Source organism: Pseudomonas sp. Leaf15 (assembly GCF_001421425.1).
GTDB lineage: Bacteria > Pseudomonadota > Gammaproteobacteria > Pseudomonadales > Pseudomonadaceae > Aquipseudomonas > Aquipseudomonas salomonii.
The window spans coordinates 112,543-128,847 of record NZ_LMKI01000006.1 but is presented as its reverse complement, the minus strand read 5'-3'; the positions used below and the strand labels follow the sequence as shown (position 1 = coordinate 128,847).

At 59.5% G+C, this 16,305-nt stretch carries 12 protein-coding genes; 7 read left to right on the top strand and 5 right to left on the bottom strand.

The window, feature by feature from the left end; genetic code table 11:
* The first annotated feature begins 396 nt into the window (after positions 1–396).
* The 7 genes from panB (at position 397) to ASE80_RS07085 (ending at position 10,959) form a co-directional block, all read left to right on the top strand.
* Positions 397–1,197, top strand: a complete 801-nt coding sequence (gene panB, locus ASE80_RS07115) for a 3-methyl-2-oxobutanoate hydroxymethyltransferase (protein ID WP_056858288.1) — start codon at positions 397–399, stop codon at positions 1,195–1,197.
* Positions 1,194–2,045 carry a pantoate--beta-alanine ligase gene (gene panC, locus ASE80_RS07110; RefSeq protein ID WP_017139240.1) on the top strand — a complete coding sequence of 284 codons (852 nt, stop codon included), beginning with the start codon at positions 1,194–1,196 and terminating at the stop codon, positions 2,043–2,045. The genes panB and panC overlap by 4 nt, the downstream gene beginning before the upstream one ends.
* Before the next feature lie 224 nt (positions 2,046–2,269).
* On the top strand, positions 2,270–3,934 hold the full coding sequence (gene pgi / locus ASE80_RS07105) for a glucose-6-phosphate isomerase (protein WP_056858287.1): 1,665 nt from the start codon (positions 2,270–2,272) through the stop codon (positions 3,932–3,934).
* Positions 3,935–4,039: 105 nt separating this feature from the next.
* Positions 4,040–5,977, top strand: coding sequence for an acetate--CoA ligase (gene acs, locus ASE80_RS07100; RefSeq protein ID WP_056858286.1), 1,938 nt, complete (start codon positions 4,040–4,042; stop codon positions 5,975–5,977).
* 18 nt (positions 5,978–5,995) lie between these two features.
* The gene (locus tag ASE80_RS07095) at positions 5,996–6,865 is read left to right on the top strand and encodes an oxygenase MpaB family protein (RefSeq protein WP_056858285.1); all 870 of its coding nucleotides are present in this window, start codon (positions 5,996–5,998) and stop codon (positions 6,863–6,865) included.
* Positions 6,866–6,921: 56 nt separating this feature from the next.
* On the top strand, positions 6,922–7,938 hold the full coding sequence (locus tag ASE80_RS07090) for a class I SAM-dependent rRNA methyltransferase (RefSeq protein ID WP_056858284.1): 1,017 nt from the start codon (positions 6,922–6,924) through the stop codon (positions 7,936–7,938).
* A gap of 87 nt (positions 7,939–8,025) precedes the next feature.
* Positions 8,026–10,959, top strand: a complete 2,934-nt coding sequence (locus ASE80_RS07085) for a DUF748 domain-containing protein (protein WP_056858283.1) — start codon at positions 8,026–8,028, stop codon at positions 10,957–10,959.
* A 294-nt stretch (positions 10,960–11,253) separates the two neighbouring features.
* Here ASE80_RS07085 and ASE80_RS07080 read toward each other — a convergent pair whose 3' ends face one another.
* The 5 genes from ASE80_RS07080 to rbfA all read right to left on the bottom strand — a co-directional run bounded on the left by ASE80_RS07080 (position 11,254) and on the right by rbfA (position 16,173).
* Positions 11,254–11,874, bottom strand: coding sequence for a BON domain-containing protein (locus ASE80_RS07080; protein WP_056858282.1), 621 nt, complete (start codon positions 11,872–11,874; stop codon positions 11,254–11,256).
* Between the two features lie 296 nt (positions 11,875–12,170).
* Complete coding sequence (gene pnp / locus ASE80_RS07075) at positions 12,171–14,276, bottom strand: polyribonucleotide nucleotidyltransferase (RefSeq protein WP_056858281.1); 2,106 nt, start codon at positions 14,274–14,276, stop codon at positions 12,171–12,173.
* Positions 14,277–14,471: 195 nt separating this feature from the next.
* Complete coding sequence (gene rpsO, locus ASE80_RS07070; protein WP_003176135.1) at positions 14,472–14,741, bottom strand: 30S ribosomal protein S15; 270 nt, start codon at positions 14,739–14,741, stop codon at positions 14,472–14,474.
* Positions 14,742–14,856: 115 nt separating this feature from the next.
* Complete coding sequence (truB, locus tag ASE80_RS07065) at positions 14,857–15,774, bottom strand: tRNA pseudouridine(55) synthase TruB (RefSeq protein ID WP_017139248.1); 918 nt, start codon at positions 15,772–15,774, stop codon at positions 14,857–14,859.
* A gap of 3 nt (positions 15,775–15,777) precedes the next feature.
* The gene (gene rbfA, locus ASE80_RS07060) at positions 15,778–16,173 is read right to left on the bottom strand and encodes a 30S ribosome-binding factor RbfA (RefSeq protein WP_003176137.1); all 396 of its coding nucleotides are present in this window, start codon (positions 16,171–16,173) and stop codon (positions 15,778–15,780) included.
* Between the last annotated feature and the right edge of the window lie 132 nt (positions 16,174–16,305).

Sequence of the window (16,305 nt, the reverse complement as noted above, 5' to 3'; positions counted from 1 at the left end):
TGGCAGCTTTGCTCCCACTCGTGCTTCTAGCACCGCGGACTCACAGCTTGCCATCCACCCCTCTCACCACAGAGTTTATTCCCAGATCAAGACACAAGCTGGCTTGCCTGCGATGCGGGCAACTCGGTACACCCGCTATTGCGCGATGATGCCATCGCAGGCAAGCCAGCTCTCACCCGTAACAGCGGTAACACCCCACTCGTAACAATGCGGTAACACATCCAATTGACTTCCCGTGTCCTCATCACGACTATAGGCGTCCCGCTGCCGCCAACCCGGCGCTGAAGGGCGCAATCCAGGCCTTATAAGCACTGCTCTCAAGACAGTGCGCCTGTATAAACGAAGACTCACGCGCGTTACTCGCTGTTTCCAAGCGCCTGAACGAGGACCCTTTCCATGCCAGACATTACCCTGACCACCTTGCAGAGCCTCAAGCTCAAAGGTGAAAAAATCACCATGCTGACCTGCTATGACGCCACCTTCGCCCACGCCAGCTGCGAAGCCGGGGTTGAAGTGCTGTTGATTGGCGATTCACTGGGCATGGTTCTTCAAGGGAATGACAGCACCCTGCCGGTCACCACTGACGAACTCGCGTACCACACAGCCAGCGTCAAACGCGGTAACAACGGCGCCTTCATCATCGCCGACCTGCCGTTCATGGGTTACGCCACCCTTGAACAAACCTTCCAGAACGCCGGCAAGCTGATGCAAGCCGGTGCCCACATGATCAAAGTCGAAGGCGCGGTGTGGCTGGCGGAGTCGATCCGGCTGCTGGCTGAGCGTGGCGTTCCGGTGTGCGTGCACATGGGCCTGACGCCGCAGTCGGTGAACCTCTTCGGCGGCTACAAGGTGCAAGGCCGCAATGAAGCCCAGGCGCGGCAGATGCGTGCGGATGCCATTGCCCTGGAGCAAGCCGGCGCCGCGATGATCCTGCTCGAATGCGTGCCCAGCGAACTGGCGGCAGAAATCACCCAGGCCGTCAAAGTGCCGGTGATCGGCATTGGCGCAGGCTCGGCCACCGACGGCCAAGTGCTGGTGGTGCATGACATGCTCGGCCTGTCGCTGACCGGCCGTGCGCCCAAATTCGTGAAAAACTTCATGACCGGCCAAGACAGCATCCAGGCAGCCCTGGCCGCTTACGTGCGTGAAGTCAAAGCCGTGACCTTCCCAGCCGACGAACACGGGTTCTCTGCATGAACACCGTTAAAACCGTAAGAGAACTGCGCGCCGCCGTCGCCCACGCGCGCAGTGCCGGCAAACGCATTGGCTTTGTGCCCACCATGGGCAACCTGCACAGCGGTCACGCCACCCTGGTGACCAAGGCCGCACAGCAATCGGACTTTGTGGTGGCGAGCATTTTCGTCAACCCGCTGCAGTTCGGCGCCGGCGAAGACCTGGACAAGTACCCGCGCACGCTGGCGGCCGACCAGGAAAAGCTGCTGCAAGCCGGTTGCAACCTGTTGTTCGCGCCCACCGTCGACGAAATGTACCCCGGCGGCATGACCGGCCAGACCCGCGTGAGTGTCCCGCAACTGTCCGAAGGCCTGTGCGGTGCCAGCCGGCCCGGGCACTTCGAAGGTGTGGCGACGGTGGTGAGCAAGCTGTTCAACATGGTCCAGCCGGACATGGCCGTGTTTGGCCAGAAGGACTACCAGCAACTGGCGGTCATCCGCGCCATGGTGCATGACCTGAACATGCCCATCCAGATCATCGGCGAGCCTACCGTGCGTGCCGCCGACGGCCTCGCGCTGTCGTCGCGCAACGGTTACCTCAACGAAGAACAGCGCGCGATTGCGCCGGTGCTCTACCGCAGCCTCAGCCAGATTGCAGCAGCTATAAAAGGCGGTGAGCAGGATTTCGCCAAGCTGCGTGCCGAGCAGATCGCGCAGATCGAAGCCGCCGGGTTGCGCATGGATTACCTGGAGGTGCGCCAGGGCGTGCACCTGCGTGCGGCCACGCCTGAGGATCGGGATATTGTCATCCTCGTGGCTGCCTATCTGGGTGCGACGCGCCTGATCGACAACCTGCATTTGACCCTCAACTGACCCCGCCAGGCGCTTCGCCTGTTGCCCTGATCGCTGTGCCGGTATAAAAAAGTACCGGCAACAGCGCAGACAAAGCCAAGACATATCGACACGCTAGGTTTAATGTAATCGCCCTGCGCCATTGTTGGCGCTGACCGGACTCAAACGCCTGATGAAAGACTCAACGTTCCGGATTTAGAAGTGTCCTAAAGGCAAGTCCCCGTAATAAAAGGAAACCCGCAGCGATGGCGTACTACCGCACTCCTCATGACGTTACCGCTCTGCCCGCTTGGCAAGCGCTCAATCAACATCGCCAAGCCATGCAGGATTTCAGCATGCGCGACGCGTTCAATGCCGATCCCCAGCGCTTTTCCCAGTTCACCTTGAGCAGCTGCGGGCTTTTCCTCGATTACTCGAAAAACCTGATCACTGCCGAAACCCGCACCTTGCTCGTGAACCTGGCCAATGAAGTCGGCCTGAAAGACGCGATCAACGCGCTGTACGCAGGCGAACCGGTCAACTCTTCCGAAGGCCGCCCCGCCCTGCACACCGCACTGCGCCGCCCAGTGGGCGACAAGCTGTCGGTCAACGGCGTGAACATCATGCCGGACGTGCACAAGGTGCTGAACCAGATCACCGACCTGGTCGGCCGCATCCACGACGGCCTGTGGCGCGGTTACACCGAGAAGCCGATCACTGACGTGGTGAATATCGGCATCGGTGGTTCGTTCCTCGGCCCGGAGCTGGTCTCCGAGGCCTTGCTGTCTTACGCCCACAAAGGCGTGCGCTGCCACTACCTGGCAAACATCGACGGCAGCGAGTTCCACGAGCTGACCCAGAAGCTGCGCGCCGAGACCACGCTGTTTATCGTTTCGTCCAAATCCTTCAACACCCTCGAAACCCTGAAAAACGCCCAGGCCGCCCGCGCCTGGTACCTGGCCCAGGGTGGCTCGGAAGCCGAGCTGTATCGCCACTTTATCGCCGTATCGAGCAACAACGCGGCAGCCGTGGCGTTCGGTATCCGTGAAGAGAACATCTTCCCGATGTGGGACTGGGTCGGCGGTCGTTACTCGCTGTGGTCGGCCATCGGCTTGCCAATCGCCCTGGCCATCGGCATGTCCAACTTCAAAGAGCTGTTGTCCGGTGCCTACACCATGGACCAGCACTTCCAGAACGCGTCGTTCGAGCAAAACATGCCGGTGCTGCTGGGCCTGCTGGGCGTGTGGTACGGCAACTTCTGGGGTGCGCAGAGCCATGCGATCCTGCCGTATGACCACTACCTGCGTAACATCACCAAACACTTGCAACAGCTGGACATGGAGTCCAACGGCAAAAGCGTGCGCCAGGACGGCACGCCGGTCTCCACCGATACGGGCCCGGTGATCTGGGGCGGCGTCGGCTGCAACGGTCAGCATGCTTACCACCAGTTGCTGCACCAGGGGACCCAACTGATCACGGCCGACTTCATTGTGCCGATCGTCAGCTTCAACCCGGTGTCCGACCATCACCAGTGGCTGTACGCCAACTGCCTGTCCCAGAGCCAGGCACTGATGCTCGGCAAGACCCGCAGCGAAGCCGAAGCCGAACTGCGCGAAAAAGGCCTGCCAGAAGCCGAAGTGCAGAAGCTGGCGCCCCACAAGGTGATCCCGGGCAACCGTCCGAGCAACACCATCGTGGTCGAGCGCATCAGCCCACGTCGCTTGGGCGCACTGGTCGCCATGTATGAACACAAAGTGTTTGTACAAAGCGTGGTCTGGGGCATCAACGCCTTCGACCAATGGGGCGTGGAGCTGGGCAAGGAGCTGGGCAAAGGCGTCTACAACCGCCTGACCGGCGCCGAAGAAACCCTGGCTGACGATGCGTCGACCCAGGGCCTGATCAACTACTTCCGCGGTCGTCACCGCGGCTGAGGCCGGTACACCAAGGCCAACGTCCGTTTGGACGTTGGCCTTGAACCCTCTCCCCACAGCGTGCATCTTTATGCCTTGTCGCTAAAACAAGAATAAGGACCGCTCATGTTCGATATCAGCACATTCCCCCGCGCCGATGCCGTCCGCCAGGCCGCGCAGCTCAGTCAAGACGAGTACCAGCGCCTCTATCGCCAATCCATTGAGCAACCCGATACCTTCTGGGCCGAACAGGCCAAGGGCTTTCTCGACTGGATCAAACCCTGGCACACCGTGCAGCACTCAGACATCACCACCGGCGGCGCCCAGTGGTTTGCCGGCGGCCAACTGAACGTCAGCTACAACTGTATCGACCGTCACCTGGCACAACGCGCCGACCAGCCGGCCTTTATCTGGGAAGGCGACGATCCTGCAAAGTCCTCCAAAATTTCCTACCGCCAACTTCATCAAAACGTCAGCCGCCTGGCCAATGTGCTGAAAAGCCGTGGGGTAAAAAAAGGCGACCGGGTGTGTATCTACATGCCGATGATCCCGGAAGCCGCCTACGCGATGCTGGCCTGCACCCGAATTGGCGCGGTGCACTCGGTGGTGTTCGGCGGCTTCTCTCCGGATGCCCTGCGCGACCGCATCCTTGACGCCGACTGTCGCACCGTGATCACCGCCGATGAAGGCGTGCGCGGCGGCAAGCCGGTGGCCTTGAAAAAGAATGTCGACAAAGCCCTGGCCAGTTGCCCGAACGTCAGCACGGTACTGGTGGTGGAGCGCACGGGCGCGGAACTTGACTGGGTACAAGGCCGCGACCTCAAGTATCAAGCCGCCCTGGACGCCGCCAGCGCTGATTGCCCGCCCGAACCGATGGACGCCGAGGACCCGCTGTTTATCCTCTACACCTCCGGCAGCACCGGCAAACCCAAAGGCGTGCTGCACACCACCGGCGGTTACCTGCTGCAAGCGGCGATGACCTTCAAGTACGTGCTCGACTACCGTGACGGCGAAGTGTTCTGGTGTACCGCCGACGTGGGCTGGGTCACCGGTCACAGCTATATCGTGTACGGCCCGCTGGCCAATGGTGCCACTTCGCTGATGTTCGAAGGCGTGCCGAGCTACCCGGACAGCTCGCGCTTCTGGCAGGTCATCGATAAACACCAGGTGAATATCTTCTACACCGCACCCACCGCCTTGCGTGCGCTGATGCGTGAGGGCCACGGGCCACTGCAGAACACCTCGCGCGCCAGCCTGCGCCTGCTGGGCAGCGTCGGCGAGCCGATCAACCCGGAGGCCTGGGATTGGTACTTTAACGCTGTGGGCGAGCAGCGCTGCCCGATTGTCGATACCTGGTGGCAGACCGAAACCGGCGGCATCATGCTCAGCCCGCTGGTCAGCGCCCAGCGGATCAAACCCGGCTGCGCGACTCAACCGATGTTTGGTGTGCAGCCAGTGCTGCTGGATGAACACGGCAAGGAGTTCAACGGCGCCGGCAGTGGCGTGCTCGCCATCAAGGCCAGTTGGCCAGGGCAGATACGCAGCGTCTACGGCGACCCGCAGCGCATGCTCGACACCTATTTCAAACCCTACCCCGGCTACTACTTCACCGGCGACGGTGCGCGCCGCGATGAGGATGGCGACTATTGGATCACCGGCCGCATTGACGACGTGATCAACGTGTCCGGCCACCGCATCGGCACCGCCGAAGTGGAAAGCGCGCTGGTGCTGCATGACCAAGTGGCCGAAGCCGCTGTGGTCGGTTACCCCCACGACGTCAAAGGCCAGGGCATCTATGCCTTTGTCACCCCAATGAACGGCGTCGAGCCCAGCGATGAGCTGAAAAAACACCTGCTGGAGCTGGTCAGCAAGGAAATCGGCAGCTTTGCCAAGCCGGAACTGATCCAATGGGCACCCGCCTTGCCGAAAACCCGCTCGGGCAAGATCATGCGGCGCATTTTGCGCAAGATCGCCTGTAACGAACTCGACAGCCTCGGCGACACCTCGACCCTGGCTGACCCGAGCGTTGTGGACGGCCTGATCGATAAACGCCTGAACCGATAGGAGCCACCCAGAGTCGCCATGGAATTTATCCGCAGCCGTATCGAAACCCAGCTGATGAGCCTCACCGGCTTGTCACTGGGTCAGCTGGACCTGGAAAACCCCAAGGGCGACCCTGGCCTGTTTGGGCCGGACTCTATCAGCTGGCAGGTGCATGGCGACTTCAGCAGCATGCTGATCGGCGGCATCAGCGCGTTGATGCTGCAAGCCTTGCACCCGCTGGCCCTGGCGGGCGTGTGGGACCACTCCAACTTTCGCCAGGACATGCTCGGGCGCTTGCGCCGCACTTCGCAGTTTATTTCCGGCACCACGTTCGGCTCGCGCCAGGACGCCGAATGGCTGATTGAAAAGGTGCGCACCATCCACCTGCAGGTGGTCGGGCATGCGCCGGATGGGCGAGCCTATGCGGCCAGCGACCCGGAGCTGCTGACGTGGGTACACGTGGCGGAGGTCAGCAATTTCCTGGCGGCGCACCTGCGTTATCGCAACCCGCACCTGTCGGGGCGCGACCAGGACCGCTACTACAGTGAAATTGCCTTGGTGGCCGAGCGACTGGGCGCCCGCCACGTTCCGCGTTCGCGGCAGGAAATCTCCGAATATCTGGCGCGTATTCGCCCGCAACTGCTGTGTGACGATCGCAGCCGCGAAGTGCTGCGCCTGCTGGTCAATGCACCCGCGCCCAGCACCTTGGCCAAACCCTTTGGCAGCTTGATGATGCAGGCCGGCATCGACCTGCTGCCGGACTGGGCCAGCGCCATGCTCGGGCAACACCAAAGCTCGATGCAACGCTTGGTGATCCGCGCGGGTGTGAAACGCAGCGCGCCCTTGCTGCGCTGGGCGATGCGCAATGGTTCAGTGCAACGCGCCCAGCGGCGGATGGGGTTGATGTAGACGACGGCCCATAGCTGTTAAACTTCGCGCCCTCTTTTACCCGCAAGGCGCGCTCCATGACTCCCTTGAATCAGGCGCTGCGCGCCGCTCTCGACCATCGCCAAGACCTGATCAGCGAGTTGCACGCCCAAGGCACCGACTGCTACCGGCTGTTTCATGGCAGCCAGGAAGGCGCCGGCGGCTTGACCATCGACCGTTACGGCCCGCAATTGCTGGTGCAAAGCTTCCACCAGTCGCTGCAAACCGAGGAGCTGCTGGACCTGCATCAACAGGTCAATCAGTTCATGGGCCTGGAATTGCAGCTGGTGTACAACGACCGCTCCCGTGGCAACTCGCGCATCGACCGTGAAGACACGGTGTACAGCGCCGAGCCCGCGGCGTTGGCAGATCAGGTCGGCCACGAGTGGGGCCTCAACTACCGTGTACGCGGGCGCCATGCCGGGCAAGACCCGCTGCTGTTCCTGGACCTGCGCAACACCCGTGGCTGGGTCAAGGACCACAGTGCCGGCAAAAGCGTGCTGAACCTGTTCGCCTACACCTGTGGCGTAGGCCTGAGCGCCGCAGCCGGGGGCGCAAGGGAGGTGTGCAACCTGGATTTCGCCGAAGGCAACCTGGCGGTCGGGCGCGAAAACGGCCTGCTCAACCCGCACTTGCCAACCATGGCGTTCGTGCAGTCCGACTACTTCCCGGCGATTCGCCAACTGGCCGGTTTGCCGATCACCCAGCGCCGTGGGCAGAAGCTGCCAGGTTATCCACGCCTTGAGCAGCGCCAGTTCGACCTGGTGCTGCTCGACCCACCGGCCTGGGCCAAGAGTGCTTTCGGCACCGTCGACCTGTTGCGCGACTACCAGAGCCTGCTCAAACCCGCACTGCTGACCACCGCCGACAATGGCGTGCTGATCTGCTGCAACAACCTGGCAAAAGTCAGCATGGATGACTGGCGCGAACAGGTGCTGCGTTGCGCCGAAAAAGCCGGCCGACCGGTACGCGAGTGGCAAATCATGACGCCGGGGGCTGACTTCCCTTCGCAAGATCAGCAGCCACCGTTGAAGACCCTGATCCTGCAGTTGTAGTACTTTTCCCAAGGAGCCCGGTACTTCGGAACCGAAAACCCGTGCCATACTCCAAGGCACTCTCGTTCTACATAGATGGCGTCACTCATGCCCAAAGGATTGATCCGCGCCGCTGGCGCCTTGTTGACCGCCCTGGCTCTGTACAGCTTGCTGGGTTTTCTGATTCTGCCGGGCATTGCCCTACGCATTGCCAACCAACAACTGGCCAATTACGCCACGGTGCCGGCCCGTATCGAGCGTATCGAGCTCAACCCGTTCAGCCTGGAACTGACGCTGTGGGGCCTCAAACTCGGCGAGCCGGGCAAGGAGCAAGTCGGTTTCGAGCGCCTGTACGCCAACTTGCAGATCGACAGCCTGTGGACACGCGCCCTGCACCTGGCAGATGTGCAGCTGGACCAGCCGAAAACCGAAGTGCTGTTCGACAAATCCGGTCAGTTGAACCTGGCGCAGCTGTTCAAACTGCCGCCGAGTGAGCCTACCCCGGCCGACCCGAATGCAAAGCCGTTCCCGCTGCGCATCGACAGCATCAAGCTGGCCGGCGGCTATGTGTACTTTCGCGACCTGCGCCCCAGCGAGCCGATCGAATTCCTCTACGACAAACTCGACTTCGAGCTGAAAAACCTCAGCACCTTGCCCGAAGACAACGCCGACATGACCCTGGTGGCCGCCGGCCCTGAAGGCGGGCAGATCGACTGGAAAGGCAATTTCAGCCTGGTGCCGATCACGTCGGAAGGCACCCTGAAAGTCACCGATGGCAAGATGAAAGCCTGGTGGCCGTACGTGCGGGATGCCCTGCCGCTGGTGCTTGAAGACGGTGTGCTGAACTTCAGCACCGACTATAAATTCAGCCTGGCCAAAGAAACCGAACTGAACCTGACCAACACCGCCGCGAGCATCGCGCCCTTCGCGATCAAGGCGCCGGATGGCCGGCCACTGGTGCGCCTGGAGCGCCTGGACGTCAGCGACACCACGGTGGACCTGGCCAAGCAGCAAGTGGTGGTCGGCAAGATCCGCAGCAACAAGCTGGAAACCTGGGCCGCCCGCGAAGCCGATGGGCAACTGGACTGGCAGAAACTGTTTGCCAGCCAACCGAGCAAACCGGCCAAGGAACTCAAGCCTGCCAGCGCACCTGCAACCGCCGATACGCCAAACGCCCCACCTGCCGCACCCAGCAAGCCCTGGCAAGTGCTGCTCAAGGACGTGCAACTGCGCAACTATCAAGTGCACCTCGCGGACCGCGCTGCCAAACCGGAAGTTGCATTGGAGCTGGGCCCGCTGAATGTCGATATGCAGAACTTCGACAGCCTCAACCGCAACCCCTTTACCCTGAAGGTCGACTCCGGCCTGGGCAAACAAGGCAAGATCAGCGCAACCGGTGAGGTCAACCTCAACCCGGTCAGCGCCAGGTTGAAAGTGAGCACCCAGGACATCGACCTGCGGGTCGCGCAATCCTATATCAGCCCGTTTATCCGCCTGGAACTGCGCAGCGGTATGTTGGGCAGCAACCTCGATGTGAACCTTAAAAGCACCGAGCCCTTGGCGCTGCAGGTCACCGGCCGCGCTCAGGTCGACCAGTTACACACCCTGGACACCCTCAAGACCCGCGACTTCCTCAAGTGGCAGCGCCTGGTACTCGAAGGCGTGAACTACCAGCACGGCGACAGCCTGTCGATCGACAAGGTCAACCTGCTGCAGCCGTATGCGCGCTTTATGATCAACGATGACCGCACCACCAACATCGATGACCTGCTGATCCCGCAACCGGCCGACAATGGCGCCAAGTCGGCAGCCAAACCGGCGGCGAGCAAAGACAAACCGTTGGGTATTCATATTGGGCAGATTGCGATCAACGATGGTTCGGCCAACTTCGCCGACTTCAGCCTCACGCCCAACTTCGCCACGGCTATCCAGCAACTCAACGGGCAGATTGGCACTATCGACAGTCGCCAGGCCAAACCGGCCAGCGTCGACATCAAGGGCAAGGTAGATCGCTACGCGCCGGTGACGATCAAGGGCAGCGTGAACCCGTTTGACCCGATGGCGGCGCTGGATATCGCCACCAGCTTCAAGCGTGTCGAACTGACCACGTTGACCCCGTATTCCGGCAAGTTTGCGGGTTTCCGCATTCGCAAGGGCCGGCTTAACCTCGATTTGCACTACGTGATCACCAAGGGCCAGTTGAAGGCTGAAAACAAAGTGGTGGTTGAGCAATTGCAGCTGGGTGAGAAGGTTGACAGTGCCGATGCCGTCGATTTGCCGATTCGCCTGGCCATTGCGCTGCTCAAGGACACTGACGGCAAGATCTCCATCGAACTGCCAGTAACCGGCGACTTGAATAACCCGCAGTTCAGCGTCATGCCGATTGTGTGGCAGACCCTGCGCAACCTGGTGGTGCGCGCAGCCACGGCGCCGTTCAAGTTTATCGGCGGGCTGGTCAGCGGTGGCGGCTCGGAAGACCTGGGTAACGTGTCGTTTGCCGCAGGCTCCAGCGAGCTGAACAAAGATGCCGAGGGTGCCCTAAACACCTTGGCCAAGGCACTGAAAGAGCGCCCTACCCTGCGCCTTGAAATCGAAGGCACCGCAGCGGCCAGCAGCGATGGCCCGTTCATCGCCGCAGATCGCCTGGAGCGTGAATACCAATACAACTACTACAAAATCCTTCAGCGTCGCGGCGACAAGGTGCCGGCCCAGGCGTCATTGCTGGTGGTGCCAGAGAAGGAAAAACCGCCATTGCTCGAAGGCATTTACCGCACCCGCCTCAAGCAACAACCACCGGCCGAATGGAAAGACCTGAGCAGCGATGATCGCACTGCGAAGCTGCGTGATGGCTTGATCAAGTTCTGGGGCGCCAGCGATGTGTTGCTGCGTCAACTGGGGCAGGACCGTGCCAGCACTATCAAGGACTACCTGGTGGACAAAGGCCAGCTGGAAGATGACCGGGTGTACTTCATTGATGCCAGCCTTGGGCAGGCGGAGAAAGACGGCCGGGTCGTTACACCTATGCATCTGGATGCTGAGTAACATTCAGCTAAAACAGATCTAAATGTGGGAGCGGGCTTGCTCGCGAATGCGGTATATCAGGCACATTTCCAGTGACTGACACACCGCATTCGCGAGCAAGCCCGCTCCCACAGTTTTATCTCCACCGGCCATGCAAATGTATTCCAGGCATAAATAGAACAGGCCCCGACACAAGTGCCGGGGCCTGTAATGACCACATCCGTGTGGTCGGTCGCATGAACTTTAGAGGTGCATCGGGTGGATATCTAACTCACCCTAAGCCGCCGCCGTCTAGCTCAGACGATTCTTTTAGCGTTACTCAGCTTTCAGGCCATCAGCCGATACAGCCTTAACGCCTTTGATTTTCTTGGTGATCGCAACTGCGGTGTCTTTCTGAGCCTGGGTAACGGCAGCAGTCGACGACAGCGACACTACACCTTTGTTGGTTTCGACTTTGATGTCGGTACCAGGAATGCCTTTTTCGGTAACCAGGTCAGCTTTTACCTTGGTGGTGATCCAAGTGTCCGAAGTGGACTCTTTGGCACCTGCTGCTGCGCCTTTGGTTTTGTCGATGTTATCTGCCTTAGTGGCACCGCCAGCCATCAGGCCGTCAGCGGAAACAGCGGTAACACCTTTGATTTTCTTGGTGATCGCTACAGCCGTGGCTTTCTGGGAATCAGAGATAGCGACTGTGGAGGACAGGGAAACCACGCCTTTGTTGGTTTCAACCTTGATGTCCGAACCAGGAATGCCTTTCTCGGTCAGCAGGTCGGATTTAACTTTGGTGGTGATCCAAGTATCCGAAACGCTTTCCTTAGCCTTGGTGGCTTCACCAGCCGCCAGGGTCATTGGGGCTTGGGAAGTCTGAGCAAAGGCTACGTTAGCACCCATGGCCAGAGTCAGAGCGGTAGCAGTAGCGAGAGCGAACTTCTTCATACGAGTAACTCCTGTTTTATGAAAAGTCTGCAGCGTGTAAACCTTGATGCTGCAGCGTTAACAGGGTTGTTGCAGGCAGTGTGCCAAGTCCCTGAATCAGATTAATTCCTTTAAAAACAATAAGTTATAAAAACAGCTTATTTTCTAAATCGTGCATCTTGCATGAAGTCGACCGTGCCTGCATGCAAGTTGCGGCTTTTGGAATTTACTAAGCGACTGATTTCCCGGTACTTTCCTGCGGGCATAAAAAAAGGACTCCGGAGAGTCCTTTTTTTCAGCGTAAAGCCAGCGGGTGATTAAACGCCCGAAGCCTTGGCTGCTGCTACGTCCTTGATGGACAGCTTGATACGGCCGCGGTTGTCCACGTCCAGTACCAGCACTTCCACTTCCTGGCCTTCTTTGAGAATGTCGGTCACTTTCTCAACACGAGCGTCGCTCAGCATGGAGATGTGTACCAGACCGTCTTTGCCCGGCAGGATGTTGACGAATGCGCCGAAGTCGACGATGCGCTCAACCTTACCCACGTAGATCTTGCCGATCTCGGCTTCAGCGGTGATGCCCAGAACGCGCTGACGTGCAGCTTCAGCCGCTTCCTTGGTTTCGCCGAAGATCTTGATCGAGCCGTCGTCTTCGATGTCGATCGAAGCCTTGGTTTCTTCACAGATCGCACGGATGGTCGCGCCGCCTTTACCGATAACATCACGGATTTTGTCGGTGTCGATTTTCATCGCGATCATGGTCGGAGCATTTTCCGACAGTTCGGTGCGGGACTGACCAATGATCTGGTTCATCTGACCGAGGATGTTCAGGCGCGCTTCCAGGGCTTGGCCCAGAGCGATTTCCATGATTTCTTCGGTGATGCCCTTGATCTTGATGTCCATCTGCAGCGCGGTAACACCTTTAGCGGTACCGGCTACTTTGAAGTCCATGTCGCCCAGGTGGTCTTCGTCGCCCAGGATGTCGGTCAGGATGGCGAACTTCTCGCCTTCTTTAACCAGGCCCATGGCGATACCGGCAACCGGTGCCTTCATCGGTACACCAGCGTCCATCAATGCCAGGGAAGCACCGCAAACGGAAGCCATGGAGCTGGAACCGTTGGACTCAGTGATTTCCGACACAACACGGATGGTGTACGGGAACACGTCGGCAGCAGGCAGCATCGCAGCGATCGAACGACGAGCCAGGCGGCCGTGACCGATTTCGCGACGACCAGCGCCACCCATGCGACCACACTCACCTACCGAGAACGGAGGGAAGTTGTAGTGCAGCATGAACGGGTCTTTTTTCTCGCCTTCCAGGGTGTCCAGCAGCTGTGCGTCACGGGCAGTACCCAGTGTTGCAACGACCAGAGCCTGAGTTTCGCCACGGGTGAACAGCGCCGAACCGTGAGTTTTCGGCAGAACGCCGACTTCGATGTTCAGTGGGCGCACGGTGCGAGTGTCGCGACCGTCGATACGTGGCTTGCCGTTAACGATGTTTTCGCGAACGGTGCGGTATTCGATTTCGCCGAAGGCCGCTTTGACTTCGCTGGAAGAAGGCTGGCCTTCTTCACCGGACAGCTTGGCTACAACCTGATCCTTCAGCTCGCCCAGACGCGCGTAACGGTCGGCCTTGACGGTGATGGTGTAGGCGTCGGAGATGGCAGCACCGAACTCGGAGCGGATAGCGCCCAGCAGTTCAGTCGCTTCAGCTTGTGGAGCCCAGGCCCATGTCGGCTTGGCAGCTTCGGCAGCCAGTTCTTTAACGGCTTTGATCACGGACTGGAACTCGTCGTGAGCAAACAGTACAGCGCCCAGCATCTGGTCTTCGGTCAGCTCTTTGGCTTCCGATTCAACCATCAATACGGCTTCAGAGGTACCGGCAACGACCATGTCCAGGCTCGACGCTTTCTGTTGCTCGTAAGTCGGGTTCAGCAGGTAGCCGGTGCTTTCGTGGAAAGCAACGCGCGCCGCGCCGATCGGGCCATCGAAAGGAATGCCGGAGATGGCCAGGGCAGCCGAGGTACCGATCATCGCAGCGATGTCCGGATCGGTCTTCTTGCTGGTGGAAACGACGGTGCAGACAACCTGCACTTCGTTCATGAAGCCTTCTGGGAACAGCGGACGGATCGGACGGTCGATCAGTCGGGAAGTCAGGGTTTCTTTCTCGGAAGGACGGCCTTCACGCTTGAAGAAACCGCCAGGGATCTTACCGGCAGCGTAAGTCTTTTCCTGGTAGTGAACGGAAAGAGGGAAGAAGCCTTTGCTCGGGTCAGCGGTCTTGGCGCCAACAACGGTCACCAATACGGTCACGTCGTCGTCAACGGTAACCAGCACTGCGCCGGAGGCTTGACGGGCGATACGGCCTGTCTCGAGGGTAACGGTCGACTGACCGAACTGGAATTTTTTGATAACCGGGTTCACGGTGTCCTACCTTCTTTGTGGCTCTTGGGGGAACTTGTCTTCTTGCGAAATTCTTGGGCAATGCCGGGAATCGGCCCGACGCTCGTCCAGGGTAAAACGTGTATCCAGATAAAACTTGAGGCTGGGAGCCTGCCATGGGCCAGCGGGAATCCCACTGACACACGGCAGACAACCAACCTCTAGCGCAATCGCTTATTAGCGACGCAGACCCAGGCGACCGATCAGAGCCTGATAACGACCCAGATCCTTGCCTTTCAGGTAGTCCAGCAGCTTACGGCGCTGGTTTACCATGCGGATCAGACCACGACGGGAGTGGTGATCTTTACCGTTGGCCTTGAAGTGACCTTGCAGCTTGTTGATGTTGTGGGTCAGCAGTGCAACTTGCACTTCTGGCGAACCAGTGTCACCAACAGCTTGCTGATAGTCAGCAACGATTTGTGCTTTTTCTTGAACGTCGAGAGCCATGAGGCAATCCTTTTTTCAGGAAACCACCCAAAGGGCAGTTTCAACAGGCCAGGGACAAATCCCTGTATCTAAAAATGAGTGTTGACCGTGCCTGTTAACAGCCACACTCGTTCGGTCATTCTGACCGAATCAGTCGACGCGGCGCTATACGCCCGTCTTCGCTCACTTCACCGATACCGATAAAGCGACCGTTATGATCCTGTACCCGCACCATACCGAACTTCGGAGCGTCCGGGGCACGTACCGGCTGGCCGTTTAGCCAGTAGAACGCGCTGTGCTCCGAGAAGTGCAGCAATGGCCAATCCAGCAAACCGCTGTCCGATGGCATCAGGAAGCGATCAACCGCTTCATTGCCGCCTTCGGCATGTACCGCTTCCAACTCTTCCAGCGTGACCGTCTGGGCCAGGGTGAAAGGTCCGGCTTGAGTACGTCGCAACTCTGCAACGTATGCACCACAGCCCAGTTGCTCACCGATATCTTCCACCAGGGTACGAATATAGGTGCCTTTGCTGCAGTCCACCGACAGTCGTGCGGTGTCGCCTTCACTGGCGAGCAATTCAAGCCGCGCAATAGTAACAGAACGCGGTTCACGCTCCACTACTTCGCCCGCACGTGCCAGCTTGTAAAGAGGCTGGCCATCACGCTTGAGCGCCGAGTACATCGGCGGTATCTGACTGATTTGCCCACGAAAAGCGGGTAAAACGGCCTCGATATCAGCACGACCAACGGTCACGTCGCGAACCTGCAGAACATCACCTTCGGCATCGGCCGTGGTGGTGGTCTTGCCCAGTTGCATGAGGGTTTCGTAACCCTTGTCGGAATCGAGCAGGTATTGCGAGAACTTGGTGGCCTCGCCAAAGCACAACGGCAGTACGCCGGTGGCCAATGGGTCGAGGCTGCCGGTGTGCCCGGCCTTCTCGGCATTGAGCAGCCAGCGAACCTTCTGCAGCGCGGCATTGGAGGTAAAGCCAATGGGCTTGTCGAGCAGAATGATGCCGCTGACGTTGCGACGGATACGTTTGACCTGAGCCACCGCTTACTCCTTGGCGTCTTCAGGTGTGGACGGGTGCTGGCTGTCTTCAGCCACGGCGCGCTCGATCAATGCCGACAGGTGCGCACCACGCACGACGCTTTCGTCGTAGTGGAAGTGCAACTGGGGAACACTGCGCAGCTTCATTTCACGGGCCAACTGCATGCGCAGGAAGCCAGCAGCCGAATTGAGCACCTTGATGCTTTGCGCGATTTCTTCGCTGTTGTCCTGCCCCATCACGGTGATGAAGATCTTGGCGTGACCCACGTCACGGCTCACTTCAACGGCGGTGATGGTGACCAGGCCAACGCGCGGGTCTTTGACTTCGCGACGGATCAGTTGGGCCAGCTCACGCTGCATCTGATCGCCGATACGTTGGGTACGGCTGTATTCTTTTGCCATGTCTTGTTACCTGTTACTGCCACACGGTGAAACCCGTGGGGTCTGAAAGCGGCAAACGCCCGGCCTGACAAAAGCCAGACCGGGCGTTGCGTTTAGAGTCCGTACGCTGCGCGGGGCATTTGCATGCCCACA